The 16,831-nt window shown below is 41.6% G+C and carries 20 protein-coding genes; 14 read left to right on the top strand and 6 right to left on the bottom strand.

The genetic code is table 11. The features are described from left to right. The first annotated feature begins 37 nt into the window (after nt 1-37). From ASN18_RS04835 to ASN18_RS04785, 11 genes are all read left to right on the top strand, one after another. Nucleotides 38-499, top strand: coding sequence for a hypothetical protein (locus ASN18_RS04835; protein ID WP_085051581.1), 462 nt, complete (start codon nt 38-40; stop codon nt 497-499). Nucleotides 500-564: 65 nt separating this feature from the next. After that, complete coding sequence (locus ASN18_RS04830) at nt 565-1,071, top strand: hypothetical protein (RefSeq protein WP_085051580.1); 507 nt, start codon at nt 565-567, stop codon at nt 1,069-1,071. Beyond that, on the top strand, nt 1,038-1,523 hold the full coding sequence (locus ASN18_RS04825) for a hypothetical protein (RefSeq protein ID WP_085051579.1): 486 nt from the start codon (nt 1,038-1,040) through the stop codon (nt 1,521-1,523). Before ASN18_RS04830 ends, ASN18_RS04825 begins: the two co-directional genes overlap by 34 nt. 59 nt (nt 1,524-1,582) lie before the next feature. After that, nucleotides 1,583-2,053, top strand: a complete 471-nt coding sequence (locus ASN18_RS04820) for a hypothetical protein (protein ID WP_085051578.1) — start codon at nt 1,583-1,585, stop codon at nt 2,051-2,053. Nucleotides 2,054-2,107: 54 nt separating this feature from the next. Then, nucleotides 2,108-2,596, top strand: a complete 489-nt coding sequence (locus ASN18_RS04815) for a hypothetical protein (protein WP_085051577.1) — start codon at nt 2,108-2,110, stop codon at nt 2,594-2,596. After that, nucleotides 2,575-3,060: a hypothetical protein gene (locus tag ASN18_RS04810; RefSeq protein ID WP_085051575.1), complete on the top strand. Its 486-nt coding sequence runs from the start codon at nt 2,575-2,577 to the stop codon at nt 3,058-3,060. Before ASN18_RS04815 ends, ASN18_RS04810 begins: the two co-directional genes overlap by 22 nt. Before the next feature lie 236 nt (nt 3,061-3,296). Next, entirely contained in the window at nt 3,297-4,106 is an 810-nt protein-coding gene (locus ASN18_RS04805) for an SDR family oxidoreductase (protein ID WP_157072836.1), read from the top strand. Nucleotides 4,107-4,134: 28 nt separating this feature from the next. Continuing rightward, on the top strand, nt 4,135-4,713 hold the full coding sequence (locus ASN18_RS04800; RefSeq protein ID WP_085051571.1) for a phosphopantetheine-binding protein: 579 nt from the start codon (nt 4,135-4,137) through the stop codon (nt 4,711-4,713). 4 nt (nt 4,714-4,717) lie between these two features. Beyond that, nucleotides 4,718-6,034 carry a beta-ketoacyl-[acyl-carrier-protein] synthase family protein gene (locus ASN18_RS04795; RefSeq protein WP_085051569.1) on the top strand — a complete coding sequence of 439 codons (1,317 nt, stop codon included), beginning with the start codon at nt 4,718-4,720 and terminating at the stop codon, nt 6,032-6,034. Nucleotides 6,035-6,077: 43 nt separating this feature from the next. Then, complete coding sequence (locus tag ASN18_RS04790; protein WP_085051568.1) at nt 6,078-7,403, top strand: hybrid sensor histidine kinase/response regulator; 1,326 nt, start codon at nt 6,078-6,080, stop codon at nt 7,401-7,403. 116 nt (nt 7,404-7,519) lie between these two features. After that, the gene (locus tag ASN18_RS04785; RefSeq protein ID WP_085051566.1) at nt 7,520-7,933 is read left to right on the top strand and encodes a hypothetical protein; all 414 of its coding nucleotides are present in this window, start codon (nt 7,520-7,522) and stop codon (nt 7,931-7,933) included. A 104-nt stretch (nt 7,934-8,037) separates the two neighbouring features. On the opposite strand, the gene ASN18_RS04780 is transcribed toward ASN18_RS04785, so the two are convergent. Beyond that, nucleotides 8,038-9,282 carry a NupC/NupG family nucleoside CNT transporter gene (locus ASN18_RS04780; RefSeq protein WP_085051564.1) on the bottom strand — a complete coding sequence of 415 codons (1,245 nt, stop codon included), beginning with the start codon at nt 9,280-9,282 and terminating at the stop codon, nt 8,038-8,040. A 652-nt stretch (nt 9,283-9,934) separates the two neighbouring features. Here ASN18_RS04780 and ASN18_RS04775 point away from each other — a divergent pair. Continuing rightward, nucleotides 9,935-11,383, top strand: a complete 1,449-nt coding sequence (locus ASN18_RS04775) for an HD-GYP domain-containing protein (RefSeq protein ID WP_236861523.1) — start codon at nt 9,935-9,937, stop codon at nt 11,381-11,383. Between the two features lies 1 nt (nt 11,384). Here the strand turns inward: ASN18_RS04775 and ASN18_RS04770 are convergent, their stop codons facing one another. The 5 genes from ASN18_RS04770 to ASN18_RS04750 form a co-directional block, all read right to left on the bottom strand. Further along, nucleotides 11,385-12,725 (bottom strand): hypothetical protein, encoded by a 1,341-nt coding sequence (locus ASN18_RS04770; protein WP_157072834.1) that lies wholly within the window; start codon nt 12,723-12,725, stop codon nt 11,385-11,387. A gap of 73 nt (nt 12,726-12,798) precedes the next feature. After that, nucleotides 12,799-13,524, bottom strand: coding sequence for an OmpA family protein (locus ASN18_RS04765; RefSeq protein WP_236861522.1), 726 nt, complete (start codon nt 13,522-13,524; stop codon nt 12,799-12,801). Nucleotides 13,525-13,657: 133 nt separating this feature from the next. Further along, the gene (locus tag ASN18_RS04760) at nt 13,658-14,350 is read right to left on the bottom strand and encodes a class I SAM-dependent methyltransferase (protein ID WP_085051556.1); all 693 of its coding nucleotides are present in this window, start codon (nt 14,348-14,350) and stop codon (nt 13,658-13,660) included. A 3-nt stretch (nt 14,351-14,353) separates the two neighbouring features. Continuing rightward, a complete protein-coding gene (locus ASN18_RS04755) occupies nt 14,354-15,013 on the bottom strand; it encodes an HAD family hydrolase (protein ID WP_085051554.1) in 660 nt (219 codons plus the stop codon). Between the two features lies 1 nt (nt 15,014). Beyond that, nucleotides 15,015-15,251, bottom strand: coding sequence for a hypothetical protein (locus tag ASN18_RS04750; RefSeq protein WP_085051553.1), 237 nt, complete (start codon nt 15,249-15,251; stop codon nt 15,015-15,017). A 137-nt stretch (nt 15,252-15,388) separates the two neighbouring features. On the opposite strand from ASN18_RS04750, the gene ASN18_RS04745 reads away from it, so the two are divergent. Together ASN18_RS04745 and ASN18_RS04740 are read left to right on the top strand one after the other, a co-directional pair. Continuing rightward, nucleotides 15,389-16,027, top strand: coding sequence for a hypothetical protein (locus tag ASN18_RS04745; protein ID WP_157072833.1), 639 nt, complete (start codon nt 15,389-15,391; stop codon nt 16,025-16,027). Between the two features lie 233 nt (nt 16,028-16,260). Next, nucleotides 16,261-16,440, top strand: coding sequence for a hypothetical protein (locus ASN18_RS04740; RefSeq protein ID WP_085051549.1), 180 nt, complete (start codon nt 16,261-16,263; stop codon nt 16,438-16,440). The last annotated feature ends 391 nt before the right edge of the window (nt 16,441-16,831 follow it).

Here is a 16,831-nt window from a genome sequence, read left to right as displayed (position 1 = left end):
AAAGGTGTATTTTTAGATTAAAGTAGGAGTTAAATGAATGTCATTATGCCTGAGATTAGTAGTCTTGTTAGTTGTCTCATCGGTTATGTTATCACCGCAGGCTGGACTTGCTGAACAATATAAGGATAAGTTTTATATTATTTCATTGAAAGACTCATACTCTCAGAAAAAATATAAGGTTAGGGCATTCTATTTAGATCCCGGTCTCAATATCGATATCTACAGCATACCTAAAATGCCCATAAATTGGCGTTATGACTATAATTACGAACATTCAAGTACTTTAATCGCAGCTGCGTATACTGACAGAGAAGCTGTCGATATTGGGTATTTTAAGGAGTTTCTCACCTTAATTTTAATGCCAGATCATCCAGATGAAGAGCTTTATTTTAGTATGACACTCATTTGTTACAAACCAGATGGAACACCAAAAGTATTAGTTCTTAACGCAGAAGACTTTTTTATAAGAGAAATTCACAAATCACTTAAGAAGTATTAACGCTATAGTGAGTGAACTTGATTCAACTGACATCATTTACGGAAAGTTAATTGATTATTAAATTTATGACACTGAACAATAGATTGGCAATTTTGCTGACAGCTTTGGTGGCGATTCTGTTTATCGTTACCAAAGCTATAGCAGCTGAATGTGAAGATACGTATTATTACGTTTCGTTAGATTATGAAAAGGACTATAAAGCAGAAAGAGTTAGGTCGTTTCAGTTGGCTGTAGGCAATGCATTTATATATGACGTCATCTTTTTGCCCTCATCATGGGTATATGATATTACTTGTTATAAAGGTTCTTGCAGAGAAACCTCTGTTATAACAGCCACGGCTAAGTCAGATAAACATACCTTAAAAGTTAAAGATTTCAATAAATTTGTTATTATAAGGCAACCTAATAATAAATCCGAACAGACGATATTTATAACATTGAGCATAATATATATGACTAAAGAAGGTGGTGTCAACACATATGATGCTGGTCGAGACCCTATAAAATACAACGATTTTACTCTACAGAAGATAGATAAATGCTTAACAAGAGATTCTCGAATACATTATTAATACTGATAATAGTATTGTTTACATTCTCTGTTGCCGGAGGAGATGACGACCTGTACTGCGTGTCGTTAAATGGATTTACCAAAAAAAATAAGTTATTTCGCCGCATACGCGGTTTAAATTTTCACATTACTGATGCTGAAATATATAGTATATTACATACTCCACCCGTAGACAGCTTCGCTGTCGATAAAAAAAGGAACTGGCGCGGAAGTTACACTGGCGCTTGCCAAGGTGGTCACGGTGGTTTCAATTTAGGATTTTTCTTTGATGATTTTGTGGTAATAAAGAAACGACCAGGCGTTAGATTAGATAAAGTGAAGATAATGTTTAGTTTCACTATAGAACAGTACTCAATCAACGATAAAGGTGTTGAAATAGACGATGGTGAGGTAGCATACCATTTTACAAACAAAGATTTAAATATACACAGGTGTAAAGGCAAGCTGTACTAAGACAATGGACTGCTCTTATAATGATTGTACATATTTATATTAACGCTGGAGTCAAACACATGTCATTGTCACTGCGATTAATGGTTTTGTTCATTGTCACATCGGCGGTGTTCTCACCAGAGTCAGGATTTGCGGCAAAATGTAAGGATCAGTTTTATATAATCTCATTGAAAGACCAATACCTTGAAAAGAAATACAAAGTTAGGGCATTCTTTCTATATCAAGGCTACGATGTCTATAGTATAACTAAGATGCCCAATGGTTGGATTTATACCTTTCCTGATAAACAAGGCGATAGATTAATCGGGTTGGCTGAAACTGACCATGAAGCTGTCGATATTAGGTATTTTAAGGATTTTCTCAGTATAATTATAATAAAAGATGATAAGCCGTATTTGACCATGACACTGATTTGTAACAAACCAAATGGTACAGTTGAGCTATTAAAATTAGAGACCAACGACTTTGTAATCAAGCAAATTAATAAATGCTTTAAGAGGTATTCACTCAACCATGATAATGAACCTTAATTTTGATTCGGGAAAAAGCGACTACTTGATTGAACAATTGTTTTATCATAACTTATGACACTAATTATTAGAAATAAACTTGCGGTTTCGGCAGTAGTAATTCTTCTCGTTGCTGGTATTACCTGCACTGGGTTTGCAGATGAGTGTGAATATACATATTATTATATCTCAAAAGCGAACAGAAAAAACTACGAAACAGAGAGAGTCAGGATAATCGAGATGAGCGTTAATGATGCTTATATCTATGACCTTCCCAGCTTACCCTCGTCGTGGGTTTATGATATTAGTAATAGTGAAGATTCTGTTGGGATTAGTTCATCTATGACTGCCACGTCAAAGTCAGATAATCATACCATAAAATTTAAGGATTTAGAAAATTTTGTTATTCTCAGGAGACCTAAATCCAAAGATGGTAGAATACGTATATGGCTGACTATAGTATATATGACGAAAAGATCAGGCACAAGTGTAATGGTTTATTATTCCGATGATAATGAGGTTACTGTACAAAAGATAGACAAATGCTTACCGGAAATACCGTGAAGACATTAATAATAGTAATAATGATATTGTTTGCCTTATCTACCGCAGAAGGAGACGGCCTATATTGCGTATCGTTAAAAAAAGATTTTAAGATCAGCAATAAGATTCATTACAGTATTATGAGCATGTATTTTGATGTAACGAATGCAGAAATATACAGCTTACCTTACAAACCTGAAGGATGGATGTTTGATATTAGTAAAAGCAAAAACGGCAGCGGCAGTTTTGGCGGTTGTGTTCTATGGTTTCCAGGTGGTATACAATTGAACTATTTCTATGATGATTTCGCGGTAATAAAGAAAAAACCAGGAGTTAATTCAAATAAAATAGAGTTAAAGTTAGAAATAAACACAGTTGAAAGCCTTAAAGATAATACTGACGATAAAGACTTTGAAAGTGATAAATCATATAAATTTAAAAACGATAATTTTAACATTCGTAGGTGCGAAGGTAATCTGTACTAAGGCAATGCCCAGGGCAAACGCATTAGAAAATTCGACAGAAACTGTCTATATTTTTAGCTATGACCGATGCTTTTCTGATAGGGGAGGCGAAAACCTTCCCCACCCCTATTATAGGACGAAATGGCTATCGAAATTTTCTAATACGTTTGCCCTGAAATGCGTTTGCCCTGACTTGCAAATATCAACTTGATTCTACAGGCTGGGTTTTGCTAAAATTCCTGTCGGGGCTAAATGATATGGATACGCAAAATACTGATACACCTGATATAACAAGCAACGGGGGGCCAATCTGCCCGCGTAAGGTTCTTGTAACCGGTAGTTCTCGCGGTATTGGGGCTGCCATAGCTCTGGCATTTGCTAAAAGTGGTGCAGATGTCGCCATTAATTTCAGTAAACAAGGTGGTCGCTCAGAAGAACACGCTAAAAACCTTGCCGCCGAAATCGAGTCTATGGGCCAAAAGGCTATTCTCGTCCCCGGTGATATTTCACAGAAGGATTCGGTAAAAAAAATCTTTGCTGATGCGGCATCAGCCCTCGGCGGCCTTGATGTGCTTGTCTTAAACGCTGCCCGTGCACCATTTAAACCCATCGAAAGGCTGCTTGAGCGGGAACTCCGCGCATTGGTCGATACCAACTACATCGGCAATATCTTTTGTGTCCAAGAGGCACTGCCATATCTGACCAGCACAACTGGACACGATAAACACATCATATTTATATCAAGCCTCGGCAGCCGCTTCTATAATCAGAGCTATCCTCTTGGCAGCATGAAGGCAGCAATGGAGGCAGTCGTAAGGGATTTATCAGAGACTCTAAAGAATATCGCCGTAAATGCGGTCTCAGGCGGGCTTGTTAAGACGGACTCATTTAAGGTGCTTCGCCAGTTCATTGACGGTATTGAGAGAATCCCTGAAAAGCTCTTTGTCATGCCGGAAGAGATTGCAGATGTGGTGCTGTTTCTGTGCAGCCCCGCAAGCCGCGGCATCAGGGGGCAGACCATTGTGGTTGACCGTGGACTGAGCAACTGTCTTCATCGAAATGCTTAAATAATCAATACATAAGGAGAAAAGGTAAATGAGACAAGCGCTGATTAGCGACGACATGGTGATTGACGAATTGAAAAAGGCAGCGGCAGAAACGTTGGCAATTGATGTGGCAACTATTAAGACCGACAGCTCGCTTGTAAAAGACCTCGGTGCAGAATCCCTCGATTTCCTTGACATAAACTACAGGATTGAGCAGACGTTCTCTATAAAAATGGCCAGACACTTTATCATAGAACATATTGAAGAGATGTTTGGTGAAGGTACTGCCATTGATTCAGATGGCAGATTGACCGAGAAGGCTGTTAAACTGATGCGGATTCGCCTTGATGCCGCTGTTGAAGGTTCAGCATTAGAGGCCCTTAAGCCCGGCATGGACATGGATGCCCTTCCAGCTATGATAACCATACGCTCAATGGCAGGCAGCATTATGGATATACTGGATACGCTGCCTGAAAACTGCCCTGAGTGCGACAAATCGGCATGGAAAACAGACAACGATACACGCATCGTCTGCAGGGAGTGCGGCGCTGAGGCGGATTATAAAAATGGTGATGATTTGATAAAAGAATGGCTCCAAAAGACACAGGACGAGCACAAGATAGTATAAGCAGATGGCTCCGAGGGTTGTAATAACCGGCTATGGTGCGGTAACGCCATTAGGCTCAAACGCCGAAGATAGTTTTAATAAGGCAAGTGAAGGCGTCTCAGGTATCAGCATGATTGAGTCGTTTGATACTACGGGAATGCCATGCCGAATCGGAGGGGAGATAAAAAGGGAACCCTCTTTAGATATAATAGGACAGTCGCTGCCCTCAAACAGCAAAATAGACATCAGGCGTCTTGAGAAATATACCCCGCGTCCTATCAAATTTATGATAGAGGCAACCGTTGAGGCGATAACACAGGCCGGCCTTCATGGAAACGTATCTATCGCGCCTCAGAGAATGGGTGTCGCGCTGGGTTATCACGGGGAAAACCCACCGGTTAATGATATGATGTTTGTCCACAAATTTTATAGACCCAGCAAATCGTCACAGCCCTGGGATATGAAGGCCCTGGCCAACGCGGGCGGCTACCCGTATTTTAGTTTCTTCCGGAGGAAGTCCGACGTAGCAACTGCCATTTTAGGCGGGATATTTGACTGCAAAGGGCCGAATATCTCAATAGCAAGCGCGTGTGCAGCGGGGGCGCAGGCTATTGGAGAGGCCGCCAGTATAATACGTGACGGTGCCGCGGACATAATGATAGCAGGCGGCTGTGAGTCTTCGCTGAATTTTACGGGATTCGTAGGATTTGTCCTGATAAAGGCGATGTCAGAGAAATACTCAGCACCTGAGAAGGCATCAAGACCGTTTGACAGGAAACGAAACGGCTTTGTGATGTCAGAGGGGGCGGGGGTGGTAATCCTTGAAGAGCTTGAACACGCAAGGAGACGCGGCGCACCTATATTTGCCGAGTTCCTCGGCTATGGCTCAAGCGCCGATGCTTATCGCATAACAGACACACACCCAAAAGGCGAGGGCGCAATTCTTGCAATGCGTGCTGCCCTTAAAGATGCCTCATTAACTACCAGTGATATAGATTATATAAACGCCCACGGTACTTCAACGCTTATGAATGACCAGACAGAAACAGAGGCAATAAAACAGGTGTTTCAAGAGCGGGCGGCTGCACTATATATAAGCTCCAATAAGTCCATGATAGGACACACTATAGCCGCAGCCGGTGCAATCGAATGTGTCCTCAGCACGATAGGGATTAATAAGTCCATCATACTTCCTACGATTAACTATGAAAACCCAGACCCTAAGTGCAATCTAAACTACGTCCCAAACACGGCCATTAATTGCCTGCACAAGAGGGTGCTTTCAAACTCCTTTGGTTTCGGCGGCCAAAACGCATGTCTGGCTATTGGAAAATACGATTGATATATGTTACTATTTATATCTCTGAAGTAGTGGATAGGTGACAATGTTAAACGAAGAGAAAGAAAGACTAAAAATTCTGCTTGTCGAAGACAGCGCTTCTCAGGCCGTATTGCTGAAGCGTATGCTTGAGAGCCATAACTATGATGTGGAAACAGCAGACAACGGACTAACCGGCTCCATAAAGGCGCAGGAGATTGTACCAGCTCTTATTATCAGCGACGTAAACATGCCGGTTATGAACGGTTATGAGATGTGTAAGCTAATTAAAGCCATCGATGAGTTAAAGTATATTCCCTTAATACTGCTTACTCAATTGAGTAATCCGGAGGATATCATATATGGCCTTGAGTGTGGGGCTGACAATTTTATCATAAAACCATATACCGAGAAATCGTTAATGTCAAGAATAGATTATTTGCTGGCAACCTCCAGGATAAGAAAGAGCGACGGTGCCGGAGTCGGCATAGAATTATCATTGGGCAGCAAGACATATCTGATAAACTCTGAAAAGCGCCAGATATTAAATCTATTGGTCTCCACGTATGAAAAGACTTTAGAACAGAACCGGCAGCTTAAAGAGAAAGAACATGAGTTGACATTACTTAATGCAGTTTTGGAACAGAGAGTTCAGGAAGAGATAATGAAAAGATTAGAGAAAGAGCAGTTATTGATTCAGCAATCCAAAATGGCAGAGATGGGAGGCATGATAAACGCCATCGCACACCAATGGAGGCAGCCCCTGAACGTTATATCGGCATTGGCTCAGGAACTGGACGACTCGTATGAATATGGAGAGCTGAACAAGGAATATCTTGTTGATGTCAAGGATACAATACTCACCCAGGTTGATTTTATGACAAAGACGGTGGACGATTTTTCCGACTTTCTGCGGCCGTCAAAGGAGAAGATGATCTTTGATCTTAAGGGGTCTGTCGAAGATATTGTCTCAATGTTTTCTCCATATTTCTTAAAAAACGGCATATCACTTAATACAGACTTTCTCGATGAGGATGTAAGTGTCTTGGGCTACCCTAATGAATTCAAACAAGTTATTCTGAATCTTATTAATAATTCAATGGACGCGATAATTTTGAAATGCAGCAAAGTGCACCAGCAAGCTGAAGGCAGAATAGATATAGGCATCACAAAGGAAAATGAAAAAATTAAGGTCTTTGTTTCAGACAACGGAGGCGGCATTCCCGCAGATATTATCGACAAGATTTTTGAGCCGTATTTCACAACGAAGGAATTAAATAAAGGTACAGGTATCGGCCTGTATATGGCAAAAACAATAATAGAAAATCATATGGGCTGGAAGCTGACCGCAGCGAGCTTTGAAGGCAGCGCAGAGTTTATCATAGAGATATGACGCATTTTTTTTGTTGACATTTACTATCCTTTGGGTATATCATATATAAGTTCAGAAGGCAGCTAAACAATAACATGGCAGTTGAACAATAACATAAATAGTTAAGAGGAGGCCGTATGATGACAAAGAATATGAAGAGTTTTATGGGTATGGCAAGTACGTTTGTGGAGAAGAACAAGAGTGGGTGGGACCACGAGGCATGGCTCAATTTCATCTCTGATGTGCAGAAGAGCGGGATGGAAATGTGTGACGATACAAAGGCGTGTGCCGGAGCAGTTTTAGAGGCAATGCAGAAGTATTATAAGACTACAATGGAAACAAGCGGAATGACAAGTAAGATGGCTGATGTATCCGACCTGACGATCAAATTCCTGAAAGACACAAAAGGCACATGGAGCCATTCCGAATGGGAAGCCTATATAAAGGCTATGCAGGAAAAAGGCATGAAAATGAATGAGGAAGCTAAGGCATATCTAGGTTCTTTATTAGAGGCATCAAAGCAGTTAGCTGCCTCGGCCAGCATGAAATAGCATAACCCTACGTTTAATTACAAAAGGCTGCCCGCCATTTAAGTCGCCTGCCAGTTGAGACGTTTATGACGATGGCGACATAGTAGGGTAGCCTTTTGATTTCCTCAGTAAAACATTCCGATAACAGCGCCGGTCATACATGATGCGAGGGTTCCGGTTAATATTGACTTTGGCCCAAGTGATATGACCTCATCCTTTTTTTCAGGCGCCATAATGCTCAGTCCGGCTATTAGAATCCCGAGGCTGCCAAGATTAGCAAATCCGCACATAGCATAAAGCATGATGACAGAGCTTCTTTGGCTTAGTGAGCCTGCAGGCAGATTGGCGAGGTCTATATATGCAACGAATTCGTTTAAAATTGTCTTCGTAGCCATAAGTGACCCGGCAACTTGCGCCTCTGACCAGGGTATCCCTATAACCCAAACAACAGGGGCCATGATTACCCCAAGTATTCGCTGAAGCGTTACGGGTTTGCCGTAAAATTCAGGCAGCATTCCCAGTCCATAATTGGTCAGACTCACAAGGGCAACAAATACTATCAGCATGGCTATTATGCTTATCAGCAGCTCGACTCCGTCGGAAGTCCCCTTTACAATGGCATCCAGCGGTCCTTTGTATATCTGCGGGGGGATTAGTTCAGCAGTGTCTATCTTGCCGACAGGCGGGACCAACAACATAGAGCAAACCAGGGCGGCTGGGGCGCTGATTATCGAATGGAGCAGGATTTGAGCGAGGGCATCAGGCAGCACATGCCCTAATATGCTTGCATATAGCACCATCACCGTACCGGCTATAGTTGCCATGCCGGTAGTCATTATGGCAAAGATTTCACCGCGCGACATGTTTTTAAGGTAAGGCTTTATAAATAGCGGCGCCTCAACCATTCCAACAAATACTGTAGCGGAAGCGCATAGTCCAACTGCCCCGCCCACTTTCATTATCTTACGAAGTACAAAAGAAAAACCCTTGACCATATATGGAAGTATTTTAAAGTAAAATAAAAGTGCTGACAAGGCGCTTATTACAAGCACCATCGGCAGTGATTGAAAGGCAAAGACAAATGACCCGCCCGGAATTTTCTCATCAAACGGGAGCTTGCCACCACCCAAATACCCAAAGGTGAAAGTCGTGCCAGCAAGTGTAGCCTTTTCAAGCAACATTACGGCCTCGTTCAAAAAAAGAAAGAAACTCCTGATAAGTGCAATTTTTAAAGCCAGAAACGCTGTAACAATTTGCAGTAAAACCCCCAGACAAATAGTTCTGAACTGTATCTCCTTCCTGTTTTCACTGATTGCCCACACGAAAAGACAAATCACAGTAATGCCAAATAATCCCCTTAAAATATTCATCTCTCTATGGTTATAACAAAGAATGGGCGGCGCTGTCAATTTATGGCAAGTCTCAGGGCAAACGCATTACTGTGAAAATCCTATATCGTGGTATGTAACCACAATATAGGACTTGTCTTGAGTAATAACCGATGCCGGTTACTTAAATTACCTTCCAACGACAGTTTTAACTATGACTGCTTATTGCGGAGCTTACCTAATGCCAACTCCGCTATTTTTGACAGTATTGGGACACATCCCATTTAGCTTGATATGGGATAGGACATATGAGCAAACATATAGACATATAAGGGGTTACTGCACGAACATTAGACAAAAAGGATTCTTTTGTCTATTTGAACTCAGTCTTGGTTTGTACAGTGGGTTACCTTGCGGATGTGCTTAGACGGGCTGTTCTTGAGCTGTCGCACCTTGAGGGCTGCCATCTCTTCTTTAGCTGCCCTGATATTGGCCTGAATGCAGACTAAGAACTTTGAGCAATCGCCGTATTGGAACTATAAAATGTCGGGCTAAGTCATTTCGTTCTGACAATGAAATAGCAAATCTGTCCCCAATGCTGCATTACTGGTTGTATAATAAAATCGGCTGTGATATACTGGTCAGTGAGCCACTGGTTTTACTGCTGAATCGATTTATTACGAGGTTGGGGAACATGACCGTTAGAGCTGTTGTTCATTATGTCCTGTCAATAGTTATTATAAGCATTTACAGTGCACGGGTCTGTCCTTTCTTTGGGGAACTCCTTTTTGGTAAACGTGTAATCCTATTTGCAGTATTTTTTGGCATAGCGCTCGTTCTTCGCAAAGGTTTAATAGAGTTAGGTATATTGGGCGACAAGTACATTACCCGCATAAGGCGCCAGGTTGCCCTGGACTTCGGGCTATATTTACTATCGGGCATAGGCATCGCCTTGTACAATTATTTTGCATATGAGTTTCCACCGGGCAGCGGTTTGAAGGTCATAATGGGCAGCATAACACTTGGATTTTACGCATCTATCGATTTGGGACTTGAAACAGAGAGAACCATAAACACTGAGGCGGGCAAAACCGGAGACAGTATACACATATCAGACAATTTTGTAAAATTAACTACAAAAATTATCATTGTTGCCGCTACCAGCATGTTATTTTTAATAATTATTATTTTATTGATTATAAGTAGAAATGCTGGTATCTTTTCACATCACGAATATACCAGTCCATTATTAATTAAGAAAATACTATTTGAGATACTATTTGTTGTAATAATGATATTAATTGAAAATATAAATCTTATAATTTCCCATTCAAAAAATATGAACATGTTCTTTGATAGTGAAACTAAGGTATTACTTGCCGTTGCTAACGGTGATTTAAGCCGTAAAGTAACAGTCAGCACTGATGACGAGTTTGGACTTATAGCCGCGTATTCTAATAAAATGATAGAAAAATTAAAAGAACGAACAGATGACTTATTAAAAACCCGTGATGTTACAATTCTGTCTCTGGCCAGCCTTGCAGAAACGAGGGATAATGAAACAGGCGCACATGTACTGCGCACACAGAGATATGTAAAGGCCCTTGCCGTATACCTAAAGTGTAATCCCAGGTTTTCTGAATACCTGACTGATGATACAATCGATTTGTTATATAAATCAGCGCCCCTTCATGACATAGGAAAGGTAGGTATACGCGATAACATACTCCTGAAACCAGGAAAACTCACCGATGAGGAATTTAAGGACATGAAAATGCACCCTGTTTACGGCAGAGACGCCTTGTTAAAATCAAAAGTGGCCCTTGGCTCTAACTCTTTCTTAGATACTGCAGTGGAAATAGCACACTGTCATCACGAAAAATGGGATGGCACAGGTTATCCCGAAGGACTTAAAGGGGATAATATTCCGATTCCAGGACGCCTGATGGCAGTTGCCGATGTTTATGATGCCCTTATTACAAAAAGAGTGTACAAGGATGCCTTCTCTCATGGGGAGGCAATTAAAATTATTATCAATGGGCGCGGCACCCACTTTGACCCTGACATTGTTGACGCTTTATTAGCCATAGAAAATGAAATTCTCGACATAGCGCGTGAACATAGTGATATGCAAAATCATTAGCTTACACTGCCACAGGGCTTTTACTGAAGTATCTCTGCAGTTCGTCAAACGCGCACAACGCTATGATGCCGATTACCGGCAGGGTCATTCTGAATCCACCGCCAGCTATAAACGGCGGAAATAGAAAATAAACCACGATGCCCACTATTGCCAGTCCAAACAAAACCTGTCCATCCCTTAATGTCCTTATTATAAATGAGGCAAACAGTATATAAAAAAACATATAACACAATGTGATTACCATGCTAAACACATTTACTATTACGATTTGTCTGGTGGATAATTTCCAATATGCCTCCGGTGACAAATCAACTCCGGCAAGCGCCACTGTCTCAAACCAGGGCAGCCGCAGCAGTATAGTCTCTGCATGTGTGACTATCTTTCCTATTGTCGAAGCTGGATAGCGCAGAAAGACCTGAAACGCAATTTTCTTTTTCTTTTTAATTATCTCCTGCATATCTGACAATTGGGCAATTTCACGATTTGCCATATGATATATATCTAAATTACCCTCTAAAAACAACACCTCTACCATGAGGCAGTCATACAGATTGATTGCCGCAATGTCAGTTGACTCGAAAAAGCCGTGATTAATATAATTCCGAATCGCTGGCCCATTGCAAACAATCATCAGGGCAATAGTTGAGGCAGCTATCCATACGCGTATCTTTTTCATATTAATAATACCAGCCTTACGTGCCACTAAAACCAACACAACAGCGTTTAAGATGGGATAAAGTGCAAGCGTAGGTCTAACCTGTGCGGCATATCCAATAACTATGACATGGAGGATTAAGTAAATCAAACGCTGCCTTAATATCGACAAAACCCCAAGACATAAACCGCAGGTAAAAACAGCCGAAAAAAACATATCTGAAAGCACAATAGGTGTTGTTACAATAAAACATCCAGTCGCGGTTAAAAACACAAACGCCCGATAAAAGCCCCTGTCCCCACCGCCAATGAATTCTCTATTAATTATGAAAAGCATGGGGTATATAGAAGCAAACAAAAGCGCCTGGGTAAAGAACACCCCATAGAGCCAGAGGTCAGTCCCTAATGTCTTCATAAGAAATGATAAAAACAAGGGATAACCGATAGTCCTGTGATAATCAGGGTCAGTGCCGTCACCAGATACACTGCCAAACACACCGTGAGCAAGGAAGTTCCTTGCCGGTATGACATAGGTCATCACATCTGTGCCGTTCATGGCATTTTTGGAGTATTTCCCTTCAGGCATTTGGAGATTGAAAAAAGTAGCCCCATTAGATAACATTATAATTACATAGACTATGTTCATTAACGCTGGAACTATGAATTGAACAGGACGGGATTTAATCATATTCATCAAATTCAAGGGACTGCAAATCAGGCTTTCGCTCTCATTGCAGTCCCTTAGCTATCACGTTAACTACTTATTTACCTACTATATGGATTTCAGCACGTCTGTTTTTCGCCCTGCCTTCTTTTGTCTTGTTGTCGGCAATTGGGTCGTTGTAGCTGTGGCCTACGGTCTTGATCTTGTTGCCGTCGATACCGTTTTTCACAAGCGCTGCTTTCGCTGCCTCGGCCCTCTTTATCGAGAGCTTCATGTTGTACTTAAAGCTGCCCTTGTTGTCGGTATAGCCGTCTATCGTAATGCTCGGGTTCGGGTATTTCTTTATTATCTGAGCTGCCATGTCTAACTCAGGCTTGAATACCTTTTTGATGTTGTACTTATCGAAGTCAAAGTTTACGATTCTGATAACAGCAACTTCTTTCTCTGCTGCTTTCTCAGGTGTTGGCTTTGGCGCCGGTGGTTCACATGTCGGACATGGTGTTGGAGCAGGCGGCTTCGGACATAAGGCGTTTACCATTTCAACAGCCTTTTTCGCCATATCTATGCCTTCCTGAGTCTTGCAGCTCAAATAAACGTCATAGGCATCGTCTCTCATCTTTGCTGCTGCATTAAACTCTTTAGGACATTCCTTGTCTTTACCATCTGCCTGTGCCTTTGCTACTGCCCTATCGGCTGCCGGTAGTTCCGGATGGTAGTACCAGGTAGCCCTCTTCGGAGCAAACTCCAGCCCCGCACAACCGGTAAATGCCAAAGCAATAACCGGCAACAACAACATAAACATCTTCCTTACCACACTGTTCATAAACATACCTCCACTCTAAAAGTTTTTTTACAAATCATCACCCAACCTGTATATCTTACTTCATCTATATCATGGTTTGTCAATAAGAATTTGTAAAAATATTAATTATTACAAGTTACCGGGTATCTCCTCACTAAACACTTTGGGCTATAGCAATCATAGATTCACCCCACTGCCGGGGAATAACCAACCTTCCCGCAATGACTTGAAAGGCAGGGGCAGGATAAAATATTATTTTTTGTATGAGCAACGGAATCCCGTCTATGTATGGGACATCCCACAGCCCATCAGTCCCCGTTGTGAGCAGCTTAAGTCCGGCCTTTGCAGTTAGCTCTATCCATTTCGCCGCTGGATATAATGACACATGTGCCGGGTCGCCATAGCCTATCCAGTTATGCCTCTTTAGTGTATGTCCAATGCCGGAGATATTTGGTACTACATACATTAATATACCCTGCGGCTTGAGCAGCGTCCTGATAAATTGGAGCGTCTCAAGCGGGTCATCAATATGCTCAAGGACGTGAATCGAGCATATCAAATCAAAAGTTTTGTCCGCTATTGCTTCTCTGCTGCTATATAAATGCCCGGATACCGTATTTTCTTTTGCCATGTCAAGGGCATCTGGCGATATATCATATCCGGCTGTATCATAGTTTTTCTTATTAAAATACCTCAGAAAGCGACCGCCGCCACAGCCGTAGTCCAATACTGAACCCTTTTTTACATATCTTCGTGCGATACGGTAGTAAAACCACAAAGCAACCCGCGCGCCGCATTGCCCGCGCGCCGCATAATAGGCACGGTTATATGTTGTGTCATCTGCCATAGCCTAATTTATCGCTTTAATGATAGGGATGATTTCGCTCAAATCATCTATAATATAGTCTGCATCCTTGAGTGAATCAACAGACCTGTAGCCATAGCTCACTGCAATTGTTTTGATGCCTGCAGCCCTGCCTGCCTCTATGTCTGTGCCGCTGTCACCTATGATAATTGTTTGACTTATGCCTGTTCCAAGTACCTCCATCAACTTTATAAGCGGCACGGGCGAGGGCTTTCGCTCATGGCAGCTGTCATATCCATATACTGCATCAAAGTATTTGAGCATAGAGAGTTTGTCAAGAAGTCTCCTCGACAATGACTCAAGTTTATTGCTGGCCACTGCCTTTTTTATCCCAGACAGGGTGTCAAGCGTCTTAATGACATTATCATAGGGCCTTGATTTATCAGCTATATGCTCTGTGTAATGCGAAAGAAAATGACTTTTCAGTATATCTTTTTTTACAATATCATGATCATCTATATTATCTATACCGGCAGCCCTAAGTAACAGATGCTCAACCCCTGAGCCTACAAGCCTTCTCACCTCATCAAGCGAAAGGGTATTAGAGCCAATCTTACACAGTGCATGATTCACGGCACCGGCGATATCAGCAATAGAATCAACAAGCGTGCCGTCAAGGTCGAATATAACCAGCTCTATGGCCATGTTATTCTGTCGGCTTTTTAAGTCTGTTATACTTTTCTATGCCTACACATTCCTTTGCTGCCGGACACCAATCAAGACATGTCGGCTTCATCTCTCTGCTGATTGTCTTTTTGCAGCCCTTACACTCTGTTTCAGTCTCGTCAGACCAGATTTCATTTCCATGTCCACAGAAGTGGCACTTCAGCTCCTCAGGGTATGGATTTCTTATTTCACTGCTGCCAGGACAACTTTCCTTCATAGATCACCTCGTTGTTCTATATAATAGTATCATTATAATATTTTCCAACTGGTAATTTACATGATTGCCGTCATATATGTGCCGACATTCCAGAAAAAAACTTTGCTTTTTTTGTCTGCATTGATATACTATAATCCATGAACAGCGAAGCCATGGATGATGACTATCTTAACGACGACCCCAAAAGCTCAGGCCGCAAGAAAAGCGGTCAGAGAAAAGACGACCAGTTCAACGTAAACTCAAAAGGCAAGGGGCCAAAAGAAGACACCTCGATGGGTCATGTGTCACTCGATATGCTCAAGATATTTGCACGATATAAGGCGGGTGACTTAAATGAAAAAGCAGCCAGAGAAGTCGCGGAGGTCTTTAGAGAACTATCCGATGCCTCATTGACTATTAGAGCTGGCAATACGAATGGTCAGTCCAATGACACTGCACTCAAAGACGATGTTCTGAACGTAAGAGAAAACTTTTCAGACTTAAAAGATGATTATTACTCATTAAAAGACGATTACTTCGATTTAAAGGACGATTATTTTAGCCTGAGAGAGTCGTATTTCAATATAAAGGACGAACACACAGTTCTAAAGGCAGGCTATGCTAAGTTAAAAGAGCTATACGAACATGATCTGGAAGAAGAGAAGACCAGGATAAGGAATAAACTAAAATTCATGCAGCGCAGGTTACGGGTTTATTTCCTGTTGTTTCTGATGATAGTCCTGTTAACAACACCACCTTCGATTGACCTTATTTCCAAGCTTTTCGGTTTACACTGATATTGCCCAATTAGCTATAGATTGTTGCCAGTCATGTTTGTCCTGTCTGTGTCTTATTCATGAAACATACGGTCTCTGCTTTGAACTCATCATCGTTGATTCCAGCTTTCGCTGGAATCTAATGGCTATTGAAACTTTCAAATGTGTTTGCCCTGGGGGAGATAGCAGTTGTTTGGAAAATAGTGAGTGGATATGATAAAATAGTAAATGTGAGCAGCAAGGGAGGTTAACGTATGGTGAAACACTCTGGGCGAATTTGTGAAAAGCTAAGCGATCCTTTAGCTGGAAAATTGCAGCAAGAGGATGGAGCGGATGATGACTCATATTGGGTAGAAAAAGCAGTTGAGGCTGAAAAGAGCGGTTATGCAGGTTATGAAAAGTCCATAGAATTTCTTCTGGAAAAGCTTGTTTAAACTGGATTTAACCAATGACGCATTGGCTTTTTTAAATCAACTTGACGCGAAGCAGTTTCGCCAGATAATAAAAAAAGTATTTGGGCTTATGTTAAAGACCCGTTTCCAAATGATTCAGAAGACCTGAAAGGAAATAAATACAATAGAGTTGATACAGGTGAATATCGGATTATTTACTTAGCAGAGGACAATATTCTCAAAATAGTTACCATCGGCAAGCGCAATGATAGCGAGGTTTATAGAAGGTTTCAAAGGCGTAATCAGTAGTTATTTTCACAGCTATAGGTTCAGTGTTTGCAACGGGTCTGCGTCAGGAAATAGGGTATTTATGCGACGCGACTTTCCCAGAAATCTTCTAAACGCTCGGAAAGAGAGGTGCAACGTAAAGAAA

This window comes from Candidatus Magnetominusculus xianensis, from assembly GCA_001541255.1.
In the GTDB taxonomy this organism is placed as follows: Bacteria; Nitrospirota; Thermodesulfovibrionia; order Thermodesulfovibrionales; family Magnetobacteriaceae; genus Magnetominusculus; species Magnetominusculus xianensis.
The sequence above is the reverse complement of the archived record's forward strand: the minus strand, read 5'-3'. Positions and strand labels throughout refer to the sequence as shown.